Raw genomic sequence first — 14,830 nt, 5'->3', positions numbered from 1 at the left:
GCAATGATGCCATCCGCTAAAGCGCCCTATAATAACGCCGATGAACCATCCTAATCTGACTATTCTTGTACTGTTTTACTCTCGCCATGGCGCCACCCGCAAATTAGCGGAGCTGATCGCCCAGGGAATCGAGAGCGTGCCGGGTTGCGATGCGCGCCTGCGCACGGTGCCGGCGGTGTCCACGGTGACCGAAGCCAGCGAGCCGGAAGTGCCGGCCGACGGCGCGCCTTACGTGGAACTGGACGACCTGACCGAATGCGCCGGCATCGCGGTCGGCTCGCCCACCCGCTTCGGCAACATGGCGGCGGCGATGAAGTATTTCTGGGACGGCACCGCCAACCAGTGGCTGTCCGGCACCCTGGCCGGCAAGCCGGCCTGCGTGTTTACCTCGACCGGCAGCCTGCATGGCGGCCAGGAGTCGACGCTGCTGTCGATGATGATCCCGCTGTTCCATCATGGCCTGATGGTGCTCGGCCTGCCCTACACCCATCCAGAATTGATGACCACTTCCAGCGGCGGCACGCCGTATGGCGCCAGCCACTGGTCTGGCCTCGACGGCAAGAAGGTCATCACCGAAGACGAGAAACGCCTGGCCATCGCAATGGGCAAGCGGCTGGCCGAAACAGCAGTCAAACTTAACGCATAAACCCGGATAAGCGCCATGGAAACCACAATGCAGAAGTATTTTCACTGGGGCGCCATCGGCAGCCTGGGGACGTTGATTATCTTGTGTGTGTTGTGGGAGATGGTGCTGGCGCCGCTAAAGCCGGGCGGTTCATGGCTGGTGCTGAAGGCGGTGCCGCTGCTGCTGCCGTTGTACGGCGTCTGGAAGCGTGACATCTACACGCTGCAATGGACCTCGATGATGATACTGCTGTACTTCACCGAAGGCGTGGTGCGCGGCTGGAGCGATATCGGCTCGCTGTCGGCGTGGCTGGGCTGGGGCGAGGCGGCGGTGGTCTGCGTCTACTTTGTGTGCGCCGTGCTGTATCTGCGTCCGTACAAGCGCGCCGCCAAAAAGATGGCGCGGGAGCTGCTGGACAAGATCAAGGTCAACACGGTCAAATGATAGATTTTCTCACGCAATGCCGCGCCATCGTCGGCGACGCTTATGTGCTCGACGCGCCGGCCGATATGGCTCCCTTCCTCACCGACTGGCGCGGACGCTTTACCGGCAAGGCGCTGGCGGTGCTGCGTCCCGGCTCGGTGGAGCAGGTGGCGGCGCTGGTGCGCGTTTGCGTGTCGCAGCGGGTGGCGCTGGTACCGCAAGGAGGCAACACGGGACTGGTGCTGGGCAGCGTGCCGGATGCCAGCGGCGCGCAGGTGGTGCTGTCGCTGGCGCGGCTGAACAGCATTCGCCAGATCGATCCGGTCAATCGCACCATGACGGTGGATGCGGGCTGCATACTTCAGCAGATTCAGGAAGCGGCAGCGGCCGAGGGCTGCCTGTTCCCGCTGTCGCTGGCGGCGGAAGGCAGCTGCACCATTGGCGGCAATCTGTCGACCAATGCGGGCGGCACGGCGGTTCTGCGTTATGGGAACACGCGCGAATTGTGCCTCGGGCTGGAAGTGGTCACGCCGCAGGGCGAGGTATGGAGCGGCCTGCGTGGTCTGCGCAAGGACAATACCGGCTACGATTTGCGTGACCTGTTCATCGGCGCCGAGGGCACGCTGGGCATCATCACAGGCGCGGTGCTCAAGCTGTATCCGCAGCCGAAGGCCAGCATCACGGCGCTGGCGGCGCTGCCCTCGCCGGCCGCTGCACAGCAGTTGCTGGTGCTGATGCAGGACTATTGTGGCTCCAGCCTGACCGGCTTTGAGCTGATGTCGCGCTACTGCCTGGAGCTGGTGGCGGAGCAGTTCCCGCAACTGCCCAAGCCTTTCGTCACGCCGCATGCGCACTACGTGCTGCTGGAGTTGAGCAGCAGCGAGTCGGAGCGGCATGCGGTCGGGCTGCTGGAGCAGGCAATCGGCGCGGCGCTGGAGCGTGATGTGATCAATGATGCGGTGGTCGCGACGTCGGTGGCGCAGTCGGCTGGCTTGTGGCAGTTGCGCGAGCATATTCCGCTGGCGCAGGCCAAGGCGGGCAAGAACATCAAGCACGATATTTCGCTGCCGGTGTCGCGGATTGCGGACTTTATCGCCGTCACCGGACCGCAGCTGGACGCGGCGTTTCCGGGCTGTCAGCTGGTGTGCTTCGGCCATCTGGGCGACGGTAATCTGCATTACAACGTGGCGCCGCCGGTGGGCATCTCTAACGAGGACTTCCTGGCGAACCAGGAGAAGGTCAACCGTGTCGTGCACGATAGCGTGGTGTCGTTTGGCGGTTCGATTTCTGCCGAACATGGCATTGGCGCGTTGAAGCGCGACGAGCTGGCGCATTACAAGTCGGCGGTAGAGCTGAATATGATGCGAGCCATCAAAGCGGCATTGGACCCGCTGGGTATCATGAACCCCGGGAAAATCCTTTGACCGAGGCTGACATGAAACTGCTGATCGTTGTCGTGATGTGGGCTGCCACGCTGGTGGCGTATGCACAAACCGTCTACAAGTGCCAGGCGGATGGCAAGACGACTTATAGCGATGCGCCTTGCCCTGCTGGCGCAGATGCTTCTACGCTGGAGGCGCCCGCCGCGCCGCCGCGAGACGCCGCCGCAGCCACCGCGTTGCGCCGCCAGCAAAAACAGGCCGACGCGCTGGAAAAGGCGCGTCTCAAGCGCGAGGAGCGTGACGAGCGCGATGCGGCGCGCGTGTCGCAGGCGGCCGCCGTCCAGCGCAAGAAGTGCGACAAGCTCAAACTGAACAAACGCTGGGCCGACGAAGACGCCCGCCGCGCCACCGGCCAGGCCACCGAAGCCGCCCGCCTGCGCGCCCAACGCGCCGGCGAGGCCATGAGCTTGGAGTGTCCCCGCTAATGTCCGACAGCCCCCGCGACTCCGCCGTCCGACCGGACGCCCACTCCGCGCCCGACGTAACCACCACCACGGCACCCGTCGCGCCAGTAAGCGCCGGTGCGCTCCCGCTCCCAGACGCGCCGGCGGCGTCGATGCGCCAGCTGTCACGCTGGCTGCTGCTGGGCGAATGGCGCGCGCATCCGGTGCGGGCCCTGGTGGCGATTGCCGCGATTGCGGTCGGCATCTCGCTCGGCTTCGCCATCCACCTCATCAACGCCGCCGCCTTCAACGAATTCTCCGCCGCCGTCAAAGGCCTGTCCGGCCTCGCCGACGTGCAGGTGCGCGGCACCGAACCATTCTTCGACGAGGCCATCTACCCGACACTGGCGCAACGTGACGGTGTGGTCATCGCCTCCCCCACGCTGGAATTCGACGCCTCCGTTCCAGGCCAGCGCACCGCCCTCAAAATCATCGGCACCGACGCCTTCCGCGCCAGCTACATCTCGCCGGAACTGGTCGGCACGCCCACCGACAACAACATTAACGACACCCTGGCTGACGACGCCCTGTTCCTGTCGGCCGCCGCCCAGCAATGGTTGCAACCGCAGGCCGACACCATCACGCTGCAAGTCGGCACCGGCCAGGTGACACTGCGCGTCGCCGGCGCGCTGCCTGCCGCCCGCGCCGGCCAGCGCATCGCGGTGATGGACATCGGCGCCGCCCAATGGCGCTTCGCAAAACTCGGCCAACTGTCGCGCATCGACCTCAAGCTGCGAGATGGCGTCAACCGCGAAGCCTTCAAGGCCCAACTGGAGAAAGACCTGCAAGCCCGCTATCCCGGCCGCTTCCGCGTCAACCAGCCCAACGACGACGAACAAAACAACAGCAACGAAAGCATGAGCCGAGCCTACCGCGTCAACCTCACCGTGCTGGCACTGGTGGCGCTGTTCACCGGCGCCTTCCTGGTCTTCTCCACGCAAGCACTGTCCGTGATCCGCCGCCGCAGCCAGTTCGCGCTGCTGCGCGTGCTGGGCATGGACCGCCGCCGTCTGCTGCGCCAGATCCTGCTCGAAGGGCTGTGCCTCGGCATCGCCGGTTCGGCCCTCGGCATCGCCGCCGGCTATGGCCTGGCCGCCGCCGCGCTGCATTTCATGGGCGCGGATCTCGGCGCCGGCTTCTTCTCCGGTGTGCGTCCGCAAGTGCAATTCACACCGGTGGCCGCCGCCATCTACTTCGCGTTGGGCGTGGCCGTTGCCCTGCTGGGTTGCGCCGCGCCGGCGCTGGACGCCGCCCGCGCCAAGCCAGCCATCGCTCTCAAATCCGGCAGCGAAGAAGCCGCGATGTCGCGCCTGTCGCGCGCCTGGCCATCGCTGGCGTGCATCGCCCTGGCCGCACTGCTGTCGCAAGCGCCACCGATATTCGAACTGCCGCTGTTCGGCTATCTGTCCATCGCCCTGCTGCTGATTGGCGCCATCGGCCTGATGCCGCGCCTTGCCGCCATCGTATTCCGCTTCGCGCACCAGCGCTGGAGCGCCGCCACCGCCGGCAAACCCGATGCGTCGGCCGTCATGACACTCACCTTGTCCCGCCTCGCCAACGCCTCCAGCCAGGCTGGCATCGCGCTGGGCGGCGTGCTATCCAGTTTCAGCCTGATGGTCGCCATGGCCATCATGGTCGCCAGCTTCCGCGTGTCGCTGGACGACTGGCTGCTGCACATCCTGCCGGCCGATATCTACGTCAGTACCGCCAGCGGCGGCGCCACGGCCGGCTTGCGGCCGCAGGAACAGGCGGCCGTGGCCGCGCTGCCCGGCGTCGCCAGCGCTGACTTCCTGGCCACGCGCTCCGTCGCCCTGGCGCCGGGCCGTCCGCCAGTCACGCTGATGGCGCGCACGGTGGATGCGGCCAATCCCGGCCGCACGCTGGCCATCGTCGGCGCCACGCAACCACCGGTAGCAGGCCAGCCGCCGCCGGTGTGGGTATCGGAAGCCATGGTAGATTTGTACGGCATGAAAGTCGGCCAGCGCATCGAACTGCCGCTGGCCGGCGCCCCGCGCGCATTCCTCGTGGCCGGCGTCTGGCGCGACTACGCCCGACCCACCGGCACCATCCAGATGCGGCTGAGCGACTACCGCGCCATCACCGGCGAACAGGACGTCAGCGGCGTGGCGCTCACGCTCAAACCGGGCAGCCGGCCGGAAGACACCATCAAGGCACTCAAACTGCTGCCGTTCGCCGCCGCGCTGAACGCCAGCGAACCATCGGAAATCCGCGCCATGAGCATGAAGATATTTGACCGCAGCTTCGCCATCACTTACCTACTGGAGGCGATTGCCATCGTCATCGGCCTGTTTGGCGTGGCCGCCACCTTTTCGGCGCAGACGCTGGCGCGCGCCAAGGAATTTGGCATGCTGCGCCACGTCGGCGTCACACGCCGCCAGGTGCTGTCCATCCTGGCGATCGAAGGCGGCTCGCTGACGGCACTCGGCATCGTCACTGGCTTTGCGCTGGGCTGGGTGATCAGCCTGATCCTGGTTTTCGTCGTCAATCCGCAGTCCTTCCACTGGACCATGCAACTGCACATGCCATGGCCGCTGCTGGCCACCGTGGCCGGCCTGCTGCTGGCCGCCGCCGCGCTCACCGCGCTGCTGGCCGGTCGCCAGGCGCTGTCCGGCGGGCCGATACGCGCCGTCAGGGAGGATTGGTGATGTTCATCCGCTTGCTGCGCCTTGCCGCAGCCACGCTGGCGCTCGCACTGTCTTTGCCGGCGCATGCCGCCGCGCCGGAGTTTGCGACGGTCACGCCGCTGCCGGCCGGCGTCACGCTGTCCTTCCCCAAGGACTACGGCGCCCATCCGGAATTTAAAACCGAATGGTGGTACGTCACCGGCTGGCTCGACACGCCGGACGGCAAGCCGCTCGGCTTCCAGGTCACCTTCTTCCGCAGCGCCACCACGCACGACCGCGACAACCCTAGCCAGTTCGCGCCCAAGCAGCTGATCATCGGCCACGCCGCCATATCCGACCCGGCCAATGGTAAGCTGCTACACGACCAGCGCTCCGCGCGCGAAGGCTTCGGCCTGTCCTACGCCAAAACCGGCGACACCGACGTCAAGCTGGAAGACTGGCACATGGTGCGCGCCGCCGATGGAAGCTACACCGTCCATGTCGACAGCGCGCAATTCAAATATGACATCAAACTGACACCCAGCCAGGCCGTGATGCCGGAAGATCAGCGCGGCTACTCGCGCAAGGGTCCGCGCCCGGGCCAGGCCAGCTACTACTACAGCGAACCGCACCTGCAAGTGAGCGGCAATGTCACCCGCAACGGCAAGCCGGTCGCCGTCACCGGCAGCGCGTGGCTCGACCACGAGTGGTTCAGCGAATACGTCGATCCCGATGCCAGCGGCTGGGATTGGATCGGCGCCAACCTCGATGACGGCGGTGCATTAATGGCATTCCAGATCCGAAGCAAGACAGGTGCTAAACTATGGGCGCACGCGACATGGCGTGACGCATCCGGTAAGATCACGCAGTTCGCGCCGGACCAGGTCAGTTTCAGCCCGCAGCGCAAGTGGCGTTCACCGCGCACCAATGCCGAATACCCGGTCGCCACGCGGCTCACCACCGGCGGCAGCGTGTGGGATGTAGTGCCGCTGCAGGACGACCAGGAGCTCGATTCGCGCCGCTCGGTCGGCGCGGTGTACTGGGAAGGTGCGGTCACGCTGAACCGTAACGGCAAGCGCATCGGCCGCGCCTATCTGGAACTGACGGGCTATGTCAGCGCCATGAAATTGTAAGCACAATATAAAGCCGTACCAGACGTCATAACAAGTATATTCACGTAACCGCAGCCACACGATGACCAATAGCACCACCGCCAGCACGCCAACCGCCGCTGCACCGAACGCATCCCGTGAACTTAAAAAAGGCAGCCTCGCCACCTTGCGCGAGCTGGGGCCATTCCTGGCGCCGTACAAGCGCCAGTTCGCCATGGCCGGCATTGCGCTGGTGGTGGCCGCCGCCTCCACGCTGGCTATTCCGGCTGCCTTCAAGCAGATGATCGACCTCGGATTCGGCGGCGCCGGCACGCGCAGCATCAAGCATGTGGACCTGGTGTTCCTGGCGCTGTTTGGCCTTGCCACCATCCTGGCGCTGGCCACGGCGGCGCGCTTCTACACCGTCTCCTGGCTGGGCGAACGCGTCACCGCCGACATCCGCAGCGCGGTCTACAAGCACGTTGTCACGCAAAGTCCGGAATTTTTCGAGACCACGCAGACCGGCGAAGTCCTGTCGCGCATCACCACCGACACCACGCTGATTCAATCAGTGGTCGGCACCAGCATCTCGATGGCCTTGCGCAACGTGCTGCTGTTTATCGGCGGCCTGGCGATGCTGTTTGTGACCAGTCCTAAGCTATCGGCCATCATCATCGGCCTGCTCATTCTGACCGTGCTGCCGATCGTGATGTACGGCCGCCGCGTGCGCACGCTGTCGCGCGACTCGCAGGACCGCGTGGCCGATGCTTCCGCCATGGCCGGCGAAATCCTCAACGCCATGCCGACGGTGCAAGCCTTCACGCATGAGAAAATCGAATCGCAGCGCTTCGGCAATTCAGTCGAAGGTGCCTTCCAGACCGCCATGCGCCGCATCCGCGCGCGCGCCGTGCTCACCATGCTGGCCATCGTGCTGGTGTTCGGCGCCATCGTCTTCGTGCTGTGGCTCGGCGCGCACGCCGTGCTGTCGGGCGAAATGACCGGCGGCGACCTCGGCCAGTTCATTCTGTACGCTTCCATCGTGGCGGGTGCGATTGGCGCGCTGTCCGAGGTGATGGGCGAAGCCCAGCGTGCCGCCGGCGCCACCGAGCGCCTGCTGGAACTGATGTCGGTCAAATCCAAGATCCAGTCGCCGGCCACGCCATTGGCGCTGCCGCCGCGCGCAGCCAACGGCGCCGCCCTGACGCTGAACGACGTGCTGTTCTCCTATCCATCGCGGCCGGAAACCAACTCGCTCGACCACGTGTCGCTGGATATCAAGCCGGGTGAAACGGTGGCGGTGGTCGGTCCTTCGGGCGCCGGCAAGACCACGCTGTTCCAGCTGTTCCTGCGCTTCTACGATCCGCAACGCGGCAGCATCAAGCTCGATGGCGTCGACATCACGCAGCTGGACCTGCACACGCTGCGCGACGCCATCGGCATCGTGCCGCAGGATACGATTATCTTCTCGGCCAACGCCATGGAAAACATCCGCTACGGCCGCGCCGGCGCCACCGATGAAGAAGTGATCGCGGTCGCCAAGCTGGCCGCAGCGCATGAATTCATTGAACGCCTGCCGCAGGGCTATCAATCCTTCCTGGGTGAGCGCGGCGTGCGTTTGTCCGGCGGTCAGCGCCAGCGCATTGCGATTGCGCGCGCGCTGCTGAAGAATCCACCGCTGCTGCTGCTGGACGAAGCCACCAGCGCGCTGGACGCGGAATCCGAACGCCTGGTGCAAAGCGCGCTGGAAGCGGCGATGGTCGGCCGCACCACCGTCATCATCGCCCACCGCCTGGCGACCGTGCAGCGCGCCGACCGCATCATCGTGATGGAAGACGGCAAGATAGTCGAAACCGGCACGCACGCGTCGCTGGTGGCGCTGGGCGGCATCTACGCCAATCTCGCGGCGCTGCAATTCCACAACGTGCATATGGCGCGCTCTTGAAATTAATTATTTTATAAGCACAGCCGGCGCAAGCCAACCGTATGATGGCGTCTTCCAATACAGGGAGACGCCATGCTGCTGCACCGAATACTCAATAGCCTCCAGCAAACCGCAATCTACTATGCGGTGATCGCCGGCGCATTCTTTGCGCTGTGGCTGTGGTGGCGCGCGCGCCCCGGCAGGCGCCAGCCGTTGCAGGCCAAGCCGGTCGAGGCGTCGCAAATCCGCCGTGAGCTATTCACCTCCATTAGCAGCATCATCGTCTTCTCCAGCTACCTGCCGCTGTTGTTCCTGCTAGGCTTTGGCGAATACACGCAGTTCTATCCGCGCATAGCAGATCATGGCTGGGCGTATTTCTTCCTTAGCATCCTGCTGGCGATAGTGCTGCAGGATACCTACTTCTACTGGACCCACCGGCTGATGCACCACCGCCGCCTGTTCCGCTGGTTCCACCTCACGCACCATCGCTCGACCAACACCAATCCCTGGTCGACCTATTCCGTCAATCCGCTGGAAGCCATCGTCGACAGCGGCGCAGGGGTGCTGATCCTGCTGATCGTGCCGATGACCGGCTGGGCGATCCTCACTTTCTCCCTCATCAGCACCGTGTACGCGGTGTACACCCACCTGGGCTACGAGCTGTATCCGCGCGCCTTGTCGCGCCACTGGCTGGGCCGCTGGCTCAACACCTCCATCGCGCACAACATCCACCACGCCAAGGCGCGCTATAACTTCAGTTGGTATTTCCTGTTCTGGGACCGCATGATGGGCACCCTGTCGCCGGACTACGAGGAGCAGTACAGGGCGAAGTGGTAACATGCTGCCTTTCAGGAGACCGCCGTGACCGACGCAGAACTCAAACTCAGTTGCCGCAGCCACCTGCCAGGCCATCGCGCGCCTTCGCCCGCCGAGCTGTTTGCCGCCATGGGCGAATGGTGCGAAATGCACAAGGTCACGCATGACGTCTACGGCAGCGGCGCGCTGATACAGGATTTCGAGGCGAAAGTCGCGCGCCTGCTGGGTTTTGAGGCAGCTGTGTTCTGCATCACCGGCACCATGACGCAAGCGACCGCGTTGCGCATCGCCTGCGCGGAGCGCGGCAGCAAACTGGTGGCGCTGCACCCCACCTCGCATATCCTCAAGCATGAACGCGGCAATCACCAGTTGTTCGACCATTTCCAGGCCTTGCAGATCGGCGATCCAAATCGCCCTTGGACACTGGATGAACTGAAAGCCATCCCGGATCACCTGGGCGCCGCCGCGCTGGAACTGCCTGCGCGCGAGATCGGCGGCCAATGCCCAAGCTGGGACGAACTGGCGGCCATCAAAGCCTATTGCAAAGAGCGAGGCATCCACCTGCACATGGACGGCGCGCGTCTGTGGGAGGCTACGGCAGCATTCGGCCGCCCGGCCAGTGAGATCGCAGCGGGCTTCGACAGCGTGTACGTGTCGCTGTACAAGGGCATCGGCGGCATGGGCGGCGCCATGCTGGCCGGTAGCGCGGCCTTTGTCGCCAAGGCACAGGAATGGTACCGCCGCCAAGGCGGCAATGTCTATCAGCGCACGCCCTATGTGGTGGCCGCCGTCATGCAGTTCGACGCGCGGCTGGCGGCGATGCCGGACTACTTCCGCCGCACGCAGTGGCTGTATGAAGCGCTGCGCGACTATCCGCTGCTGACGCCCAATCCGGCCAAACCGCACGCCAATATGCTGCACATTCACCTACCGGTGAGTCGCCAGCGCGCGCTGGAAATTCGCGGCCGCATCGCCCAGGAACATGGGGTGTGGCTGTTCAACGGCGCCAATCATGCGGCGCTGCCGGACCGCAGCTGGGTAGAGCTGTACATCGGCGACAACCTGCTGTCGCTGTCCGATCAGCGGGTACGCGAGATCCTGGCCTTGTGGTCGGATGCGCTGGCGACCGCATAAACCGGCTATACTGCGCCCCTTTTGTTTGACTGACCACACCATGACCTTCCAATCCCTCGGCCTGATCGACCCCTTGCTGCGCACGCTGGACGCGCTGGGCTACAAGCAGCCTACGCCCGTGCAAAAGCAAGCCATTCCCGCCGTACTGGCAGGCCGCGACGTGATGGCGGCCGCGCAGACCGGCACCGGCAAGACCGCCGGCTTCGCGCTACCGATACTGCATCGCCTGACAATGGAAGGCGCGACCGCGCCGCAATGCGTGCGCGCGCTGGTGCTGGTGCCGACGCGTGAGCTCGCGGAACAGGTTTATGAAAGCTTCCGCAGCTACGGCAGCAACCTGCCGCTGCGCAGCGCCGTGGCGTATGGCGGCGTGGCGATCGAGCCGCAGATCACCAAGCTGCGCAAGGGTTTGGACGTACTGGTGGCGACGCCCGGCCGCTTGCTCGACTTGCACGACCAGGGCGTGATCAATTTTGAACTGCTGCAAACGCTGGTACTGGACGAGGCGGACCGCATGCTGGACCTGGGCTTTGAACGCGACCTGGATATCCTGCTGGCGGCGCTGCCCAAGCAGCGTCAGACCTTGCTGTTCTCGGCCACGTTCTCGGACGAGATTCGCAAGCTGGCCAAGGGCCTGCTGCGCGATCCGGTGTCGATCCAGGTGGAAGCGGCCAATACGGCCGTCAAATCGGTCAAGCAGTGGCTGGTCACCACCGACAAGCGCCGCAAGCCGGAGCTGTTCCTGCATCTGCTGAACAAGCTGGGTTGGACCCAGGCGCTGGTGTTCGTCAAAACACGCAAAGGCGCGGAGGCGCTGGTCAAGGAATTGCTGGACCACGGCCTGACGGCGGACGCCATCCACGGCGACAAAACGCAGCCGGCCCGCCTGCGCGCCTTGGACCGCTTCAAGCGCAAGGAAGTGCAGCTGCTGATCGCCACCGACGTGGCGGCGCGGGGCCTGGATATCGAAGCGCTGCCGCTGGTGGTGAACTTTGACCTGCCGTCGGTGGCGGAAGACTACATTCACCGCATCGGCCGTACCGGCCGCGCGGGCATGGAGGGCGAAGCCGTGTCGCTGGTGTGCGCCGATGAAGTGGATGTGCTAAGGGCGATCGAAACGCTGACCCGCCAGGCGGTGCCCCGTTTCGAGGAACAGGGATTTGAAGCCGACCACCGCGTGCCGGAAACGTCGGCGAAAGGTGCTGCAGCGCCGGCGCGCAAAGGTCCGCCGCCCAATGCCGCCAAACGCCCTGCTGGGGCGCCGCCGCTGGCCAAGAAGCCGGCGCCTCCGAAGGGCGAAGCACGGCCTGCAGGCGGCAGCGAATCGTTGGGCTTCTGGACGCCGCCAGAGAAAGTCGGCAAGCTGGCCAGTCGCGATCGTGTGCCAGGTAGCGCGCCGGCCGGGCGCACCGCCCCACCGCGCAGCAAAGGCGCAGGCTTCGGCGCGCCAAAAGGCGCCGTGGTGGTCACCGGCGCGCGCGGCGCCAAATCGCAGGCCCGTTCCGACGGCCGCGCTGCGGCAAAGCCGGGTGCCCGCAAAGGCAAGCCAGGCCCGCGCTGAGCGATGGGCGCCAGCCCTGCTAAAATAGCTATCTGCGTCGTTCCCGCAACTGCGGGAACCCATGCTGTGTATGGATTCCCGCGTGCGCGGGAATGACGGATATTTGCGCCACCCTACGTTGGAGAACTGAATGCAGCAATACCAGGAATTGATCCAGACCGTCATCGACACCGGCAGCTGGCAGGACAACCGCACCGGCATCCGCACACTGAGCGTGCCGGGCGCGATGATGCGCTTCGACCTGACCAAAGGTTTTCCTGCGGTGACGACCAAAAAGCTGGCATTCAAATCTGTGGTAGGAGAGTTGTGTGCCTTCCTGCGCGCTTCGCGCAGCGCCGCCGACTTCCGCGCGCTGGGCTGCAAGGTCTGGGACCAGAACGCCAACGAAAACCAGCAATGGTTGGATAACCCATACCGCCGGGGCACCGACGACCTGGGCCCGGTCTACGGCGTGCAATGGCGCCAGTGGCCAGGCTATAAGGTGATCGACGCCGATCAGCCAGCCCAGTTGGCCGACGCGCAAAAGAACGGCTTCACCGTGGTCGCGCCGATTGACGAAGACGGTGTGCAGAAAGTGCTGCTCTACAAAGCCATCGACCAGCTGCGCGAGTGCCTGGACACGATCGTGAATAATCCCGGCAGCCGCCGCATCCTGTTCCACGGCTGGAATCCGGCGGTGCTGGACGCCGTCGCCCTGCCGGCCTGCCATCTGCTGTATCAATTCCTGCCCAATCCGACCACCAAAGAGCTGTCGATGTGCCTCTACGTGCGCTCGAACGACCTGGGTCTGGGCACGCCATTCAACCTGGCGGAAGGCGCAGCGCTGATGCATCTGGTAGGCCGCCTGACCGGCTACACGCCGCGCTGGTTCACCTACTTCATCGGCGATGCGCACATCTACGAGAACCACATGGAGATGGTGCAGGAGCAGCTGACGCGCGAACCGTTCCCGCTGCCGCAACTCATCATCGCCGACCGCGTGCCAGCGTTCGCGCAGACAGGCAAGTACGAACCCGAGTGGCTGGAAAAAATCGAACCGTCCGACTTCGCGCTGGAAGGTTACCAGCACCATGCACCGATCACCGCCGCCATGGCCGTATGACGCATCTGGATTTCGTCCCCGGCACGCTGTGCGATGAGCGCATGTGGGGCCGGCTGCTGCCGCTGCTGGGCGATGGCTTTGAATTCAACCACGTCCCGCTGTACAAGGCGCAAACGCGCGAGCAGATGCTGGAGCTGATCGGCTTCCACAGCGCGCCACAGGCCCATCTGGTTGGCTTTTCTCTCGGCGCTTACCTGGCGATGGAATACGCGCTGGCCCACCCTGAACGCGTGGCCTCGCTGACTATTATCGGCAGCGCCGGCAAAAAACTGCTGGACAAGGAAAAAGCCACGCGCCTGCGCATCATTCCGCAGCTGGAAAAAAACCACTACACCGGTATGACCCAGATGCGCCTGCGCGAAATCGTCGCGCCGGAACACATGGACGATCCGGCCATCGTCGGCGTGATCCAGCAAATGGCCGTGGACCTCGGCAAGGACTTGCTGCTGGCGCAGTTCCGCAGCACCATCGAACGCCCGGAGCTGATGGACCGCGTCCACACCCTGCACTGCCCGGCCATGATCGTCGGCGCCGAACATGACAATCTGGCGCCCGCCGCCGACGTCCGCGCGCTGGCCGCCAGTTGGCCCGGCGCCCAGCTGCACATGCTGGGCGAAGGCACCGGCCACATGATGCCGCTGGAGGCGCCTCAGACGCTGGCCCGCTACCTCCAGGACTTCCACCGCAGCCTATGAAAGTCCTGGCCCTGGCAGCTATCTGGTTCTACCAGCGCTACCTGTCGCCGCTGAAGGGCTTTGCATGCTCCTTCCGCATCCACACAGGACGCGATAGCTGCTCGGGCTACGGCAAGCGCGTGATCACCCGCCACGGCCTGCTGAGGGGACTGGCATTACTCAACCGTCGGCTGACGGCATGCGCGGAAGTCCACCATCGCCACTCGCCGCCGCGCCACATCAGCGCGCGCTACCGCGCCCAGGCCGGCCACTGCGACCTGCCATGCGACCTGCCGAACCTGCACTGCAATGCCGGTGATGCCTGCGACGTCCTCGACTGCGCCAGCAACTGCACCGACGGCCGCGATTGCCGCGACTGGTGGCGCAGCCGTCGCCAGCGCGGCAGCGACGAGCAATACGTGCGCATGCCGCCGCCCCCTGGGCCGTAATTTCAACGATAATGACGCCTCTTTACCGCATCGAGAATCATGAGCAAACTCACCATCATCGTCGCCACCGACGCCCAGCGCGGCATCGGCATCAACAACACGCTGCCGTGGAAGCTGCCGGAAGACCTGGCGCATTTCAAGCGCACCACCACCGGCCACCCGATCATCATGGGCCGCAAGACTTTCGACTCCATCGGCCGCCCGCTGCCGAACCGCCGCAACATTATCGTTACGCGTAACGATAAATGGTCGCACGACGGCGTTGAAACCGTCGGCTCGATCGACGCCGCCATCGCGCTGCTGGACGGCGCCGAGGGCTTTGTCATCGGCGGCGCCGAGATTTACCGGCAATCGCTGCCGCTGGCTGACCAGTTGATTATTACGCAAATCGCCCATACCTTCGATTGCGATGCCTTCTTCCCCGAGATCGACGCCACCGCCTGGCAGGAAACCGCCCGCGAGGAACACGTCTCCGCAGCATCCGGTTTGCACTACGCTTTTGTCACCCTGCGCCGCAAGGCCTAA

At 64.8% G+C, this 14,830-nt stretch carries 14 protein-coding genes; all 14 read left to right on the top strand.

Features of this window, described 5'->3' with window-relative positions:
* Window positions 1–40 precede the first annotated feature (40 nt).
* Complete coding sequence (gene wrbA, locus GTP55_RS12965; RefSeq protein ID WP_161045356.1) at window positions 41–646, top strand: NAD(P)H:quinone oxidoreductase; 606 nt, start codon at window positions 41–43, stop codon at window positions 644–646.
* Between the two features lie 15 nt (window positions 647–661).
* Window positions 662–1,069, top strand: a complete 408-nt coding sequence (locus tag GTP55_RS12960; RefSeq protein ID WP_161045355.1) for a DUF2069 domain-containing protein — start codon at window positions 662–664, stop codon at window positions 1,067–1,069.
* Window positions 1,066–2,472: an FAD-binding oxidoreductase gene (locus GTP55_RS12955; RefSeq protein ID WP_161045354.1), complete on the top strand. Its 1,407-nt coding sequence runs from the start codon at window positions 1,066–1,068 to the stop codon at window positions 2,470–2,472. Before GTP55_RS12960 ends, GTP55_RS12955 begins: the two co-directional genes overlap by 4 nt.
* A gap of 11 nt (window positions 2,473–2,483) precedes the next feature.
* Window positions 2,484–2,915, top strand: coding sequence for a DUF4124 domain-containing protein (locus GTP55_RS12950; protein WP_161045353.1), 432 nt, complete (start codon window positions 2,484–2,486; stop codon window positions 2,913–2,915).
* A 131-nt stretch (window positions 2,916–3,046) separates the two neighbouring features.
* Entirely contained in the window at window positions 3,047–5,599 is a 2,553-nt protein-coding gene (locus GTP55_RS12945; protein WP_161045512.1) for an ABC transporter permease, read from the top strand.
* Window positions 5,599–6,690 (top strand): lipocalin-like domain-containing protein, encoded by a 1,092-nt coding sequence (locus GTP55_RS12940; protein WP_161045352.1) that lies wholly within the window; start codon window positions 5,599–5,601, stop codon window positions 6,688–6,690. The genes GTP55_RS12945 and GTP55_RS12940 overlap by 1 nt, the downstream gene beginning before the upstream one ends.
* Before the next feature lie 61 nt (window positions 6,691–6,751).
* Window positions 6,752–8,590 (top strand): ABC transporter transmembrane domain-containing protein, encoded by a 1,839-nt coding sequence (locus GTP55_RS12935; RefSeq protein WP_161045351.1) that lies wholly within the window; start codon window positions 6,752–6,754, stop codon window positions 8,588–8,590.
* Between the two features lie 72 nt (window positions 8,591–8,662).
* Window positions 8,663–9,406, top strand: a complete 744-nt coding sequence (locus GTP55_RS12930) for a sterol desaturase family protein (RefSeq protein WP_161045350.1) — start codon at window positions 8,663–8,665, stop codon at window positions 9,404–9,406.
* Between the two features lie 24 nt (window positions 9,407–9,430).
* A complete protein-coding gene (locus GTP55_RS12925; RefSeq protein ID WP_161045349.1) occupies window positions 9,431–10,519 on the top strand; it encodes a threonine aldolase family protein in 1,089 nt (362 codons plus the stop codon).
* Window positions 10,520–10,559: 40 nt separating this feature from the next.
* A complete protein-coding gene (locus GTP55_RS12920; protein ID WP_161045348.1) occupies window positions 10,560–12,080 on the top strand; it encodes a DEAD/DEAH box helicase in 1,521 nt (506 codons plus the stop codon).
* A gap of 130 nt (window positions 12,081–12,210) precedes the next feature.
* Complete coding sequence (locus tag GTP55_RS12915) at window positions 12,211–13,182, top strand: thymidylate synthase (RefSeq protein WP_161045347.1); 972 nt, start codon at window positions 12,211–12,213, stop codon at window positions 13,180–13,182.
* A complete protein-coding gene (locus GTP55_RS12910) occupies window positions 13,179–13,877 on the top strand; it encodes an alpha/beta fold hydrolase (RefSeq protein WP_161045346.1) in 699 nt (232 codons plus the stop codon). The genes GTP55_RS12915 and GTP55_RS12910 overlap by 4 nt, the downstream gene beginning before the upstream one ends.
* Window positions 13,874–14,305 (top strand): membrane protein insertion efficiency factor YidD, encoded by a 432-nt coding sequence (yidD, locus tag GTP55_RS12905; protein ID WP_161045345.1) that lies wholly within the window; start codon window positions 13,874–13,876, stop codon window positions 14,303–14,305. Before GTP55_RS12910 ends, yidD begins: the two co-directional genes overlap by 4 nt.
* 39 nt (window positions 14,306–14,344) lie before the next feature.
* Window positions 14,345–14,830, top strand: a complete 486-nt coding sequence (locus tag GTP55_RS12900) for a dihydrofolate reductase (RefSeq protein WP_161045344.1) — start codon at window positions 14,345–14,347, stop codon at window positions 14,828–14,830.

This window comes from Duganella margarita (genome assembly GCF_009857535.1).
Taxonomy (GTDB): Bacteria; Pseudomonadota; Gammaproteobacteria; order Burkholderiales; family Burkholderiaceae_D; genus Rugamonas; species Rugamonas margarita.
The sequence above is the reverse complement of the archived record's forward strand: the minus strand, read 5'-3'. Positions and strand labels throughout refer to the sequence as shown.

Coding starts and splice junctions, on each gene's coding strand:
- wrbA (WP_161045356.1), top strand. CDS start 41: ATGAACCATCCTAATCTGACTATTCTTGTACTGTTTTACTCTCGCCAT.
- GTP55_RS12960 (WP_161045355.1), top strand. CDS start 662: ATGGAAACCACAATGCAGAAGTATTTTCACTGGGGCGCCATCGGCAGC.
- GTP55_RS12955 (WP_161045354.1), top strand. CDS start 1,066: ATGATAGATTTTCTCACGCAATGCCGCGCCATCGTCGGCGACGCTTAT.
- GTP55_RS12950 (WP_161045353.1), top strand. CDS start 2,484: ATGAAACTGCTGATCGTTGTCGTGATGTGGGCTGCCACGCTGGTGGCG.
- GTP55_RS12945 (WP_161045512.1), top strand. CDS start 3,047: ATGCGCCAGCTGTCACGCTGGCTGCTGCTGGGCGAATGGCGCGCGCAT.
- GTP55_RS12940 (WP_161045352.1), top strand. CDS start 5,599: ATGTTCATCCGCTTGCTGCGCCTTGCCGCAGCCACGCTGGCGCTCGCA.
- GTP55_RS12935 (WP_161045351.1), top strand. CDS start 6,752: ATGACCAATAGCACCACCGCCAGCACGCCAACCGCCGCTGCACCGAAC.
- GTP55_RS12930 (WP_161045350.1), top strand. CDS start 8,663: ATGCTGCTGCACCGAATACTCAATAGCCTCCAGCAAACCGCAATCTAC.
- GTP55_RS12920 (WP_161045348.1), top strand. CDS start 10,560: ATGACCTTCCAATCCCTCGGCCTGATCGACCCCTTGCTGCGCACGCTG.
- GTP55_RS12915 (WP_161045347.1), top strand. CDS start 12,211: ATGCAGCAATACCAGGAATTGATCCAGACCGTCATCGACACCGGCAGC.
- GTP55_RS12910 (WP_161045346.1), top strand. CDS start 13,179: ATGACGCATCTGGATTTCGTCCCCGGCACGCTGTGCGATGAGCGCATG.
- yidD (WP_161045345.1), top strand. CDS start 13,874: ATGAAAGTCCTGGCCCTGGCAGCTATCTGGTTCTACCAGCGCTACCTG.
- GTP55_RS12900 (WP_161045344.1), top strand. CDS start 14,345: ATGAGCAAACTCACCATCATCGTCGCCACCGACGCCCAGCGCGGCATC.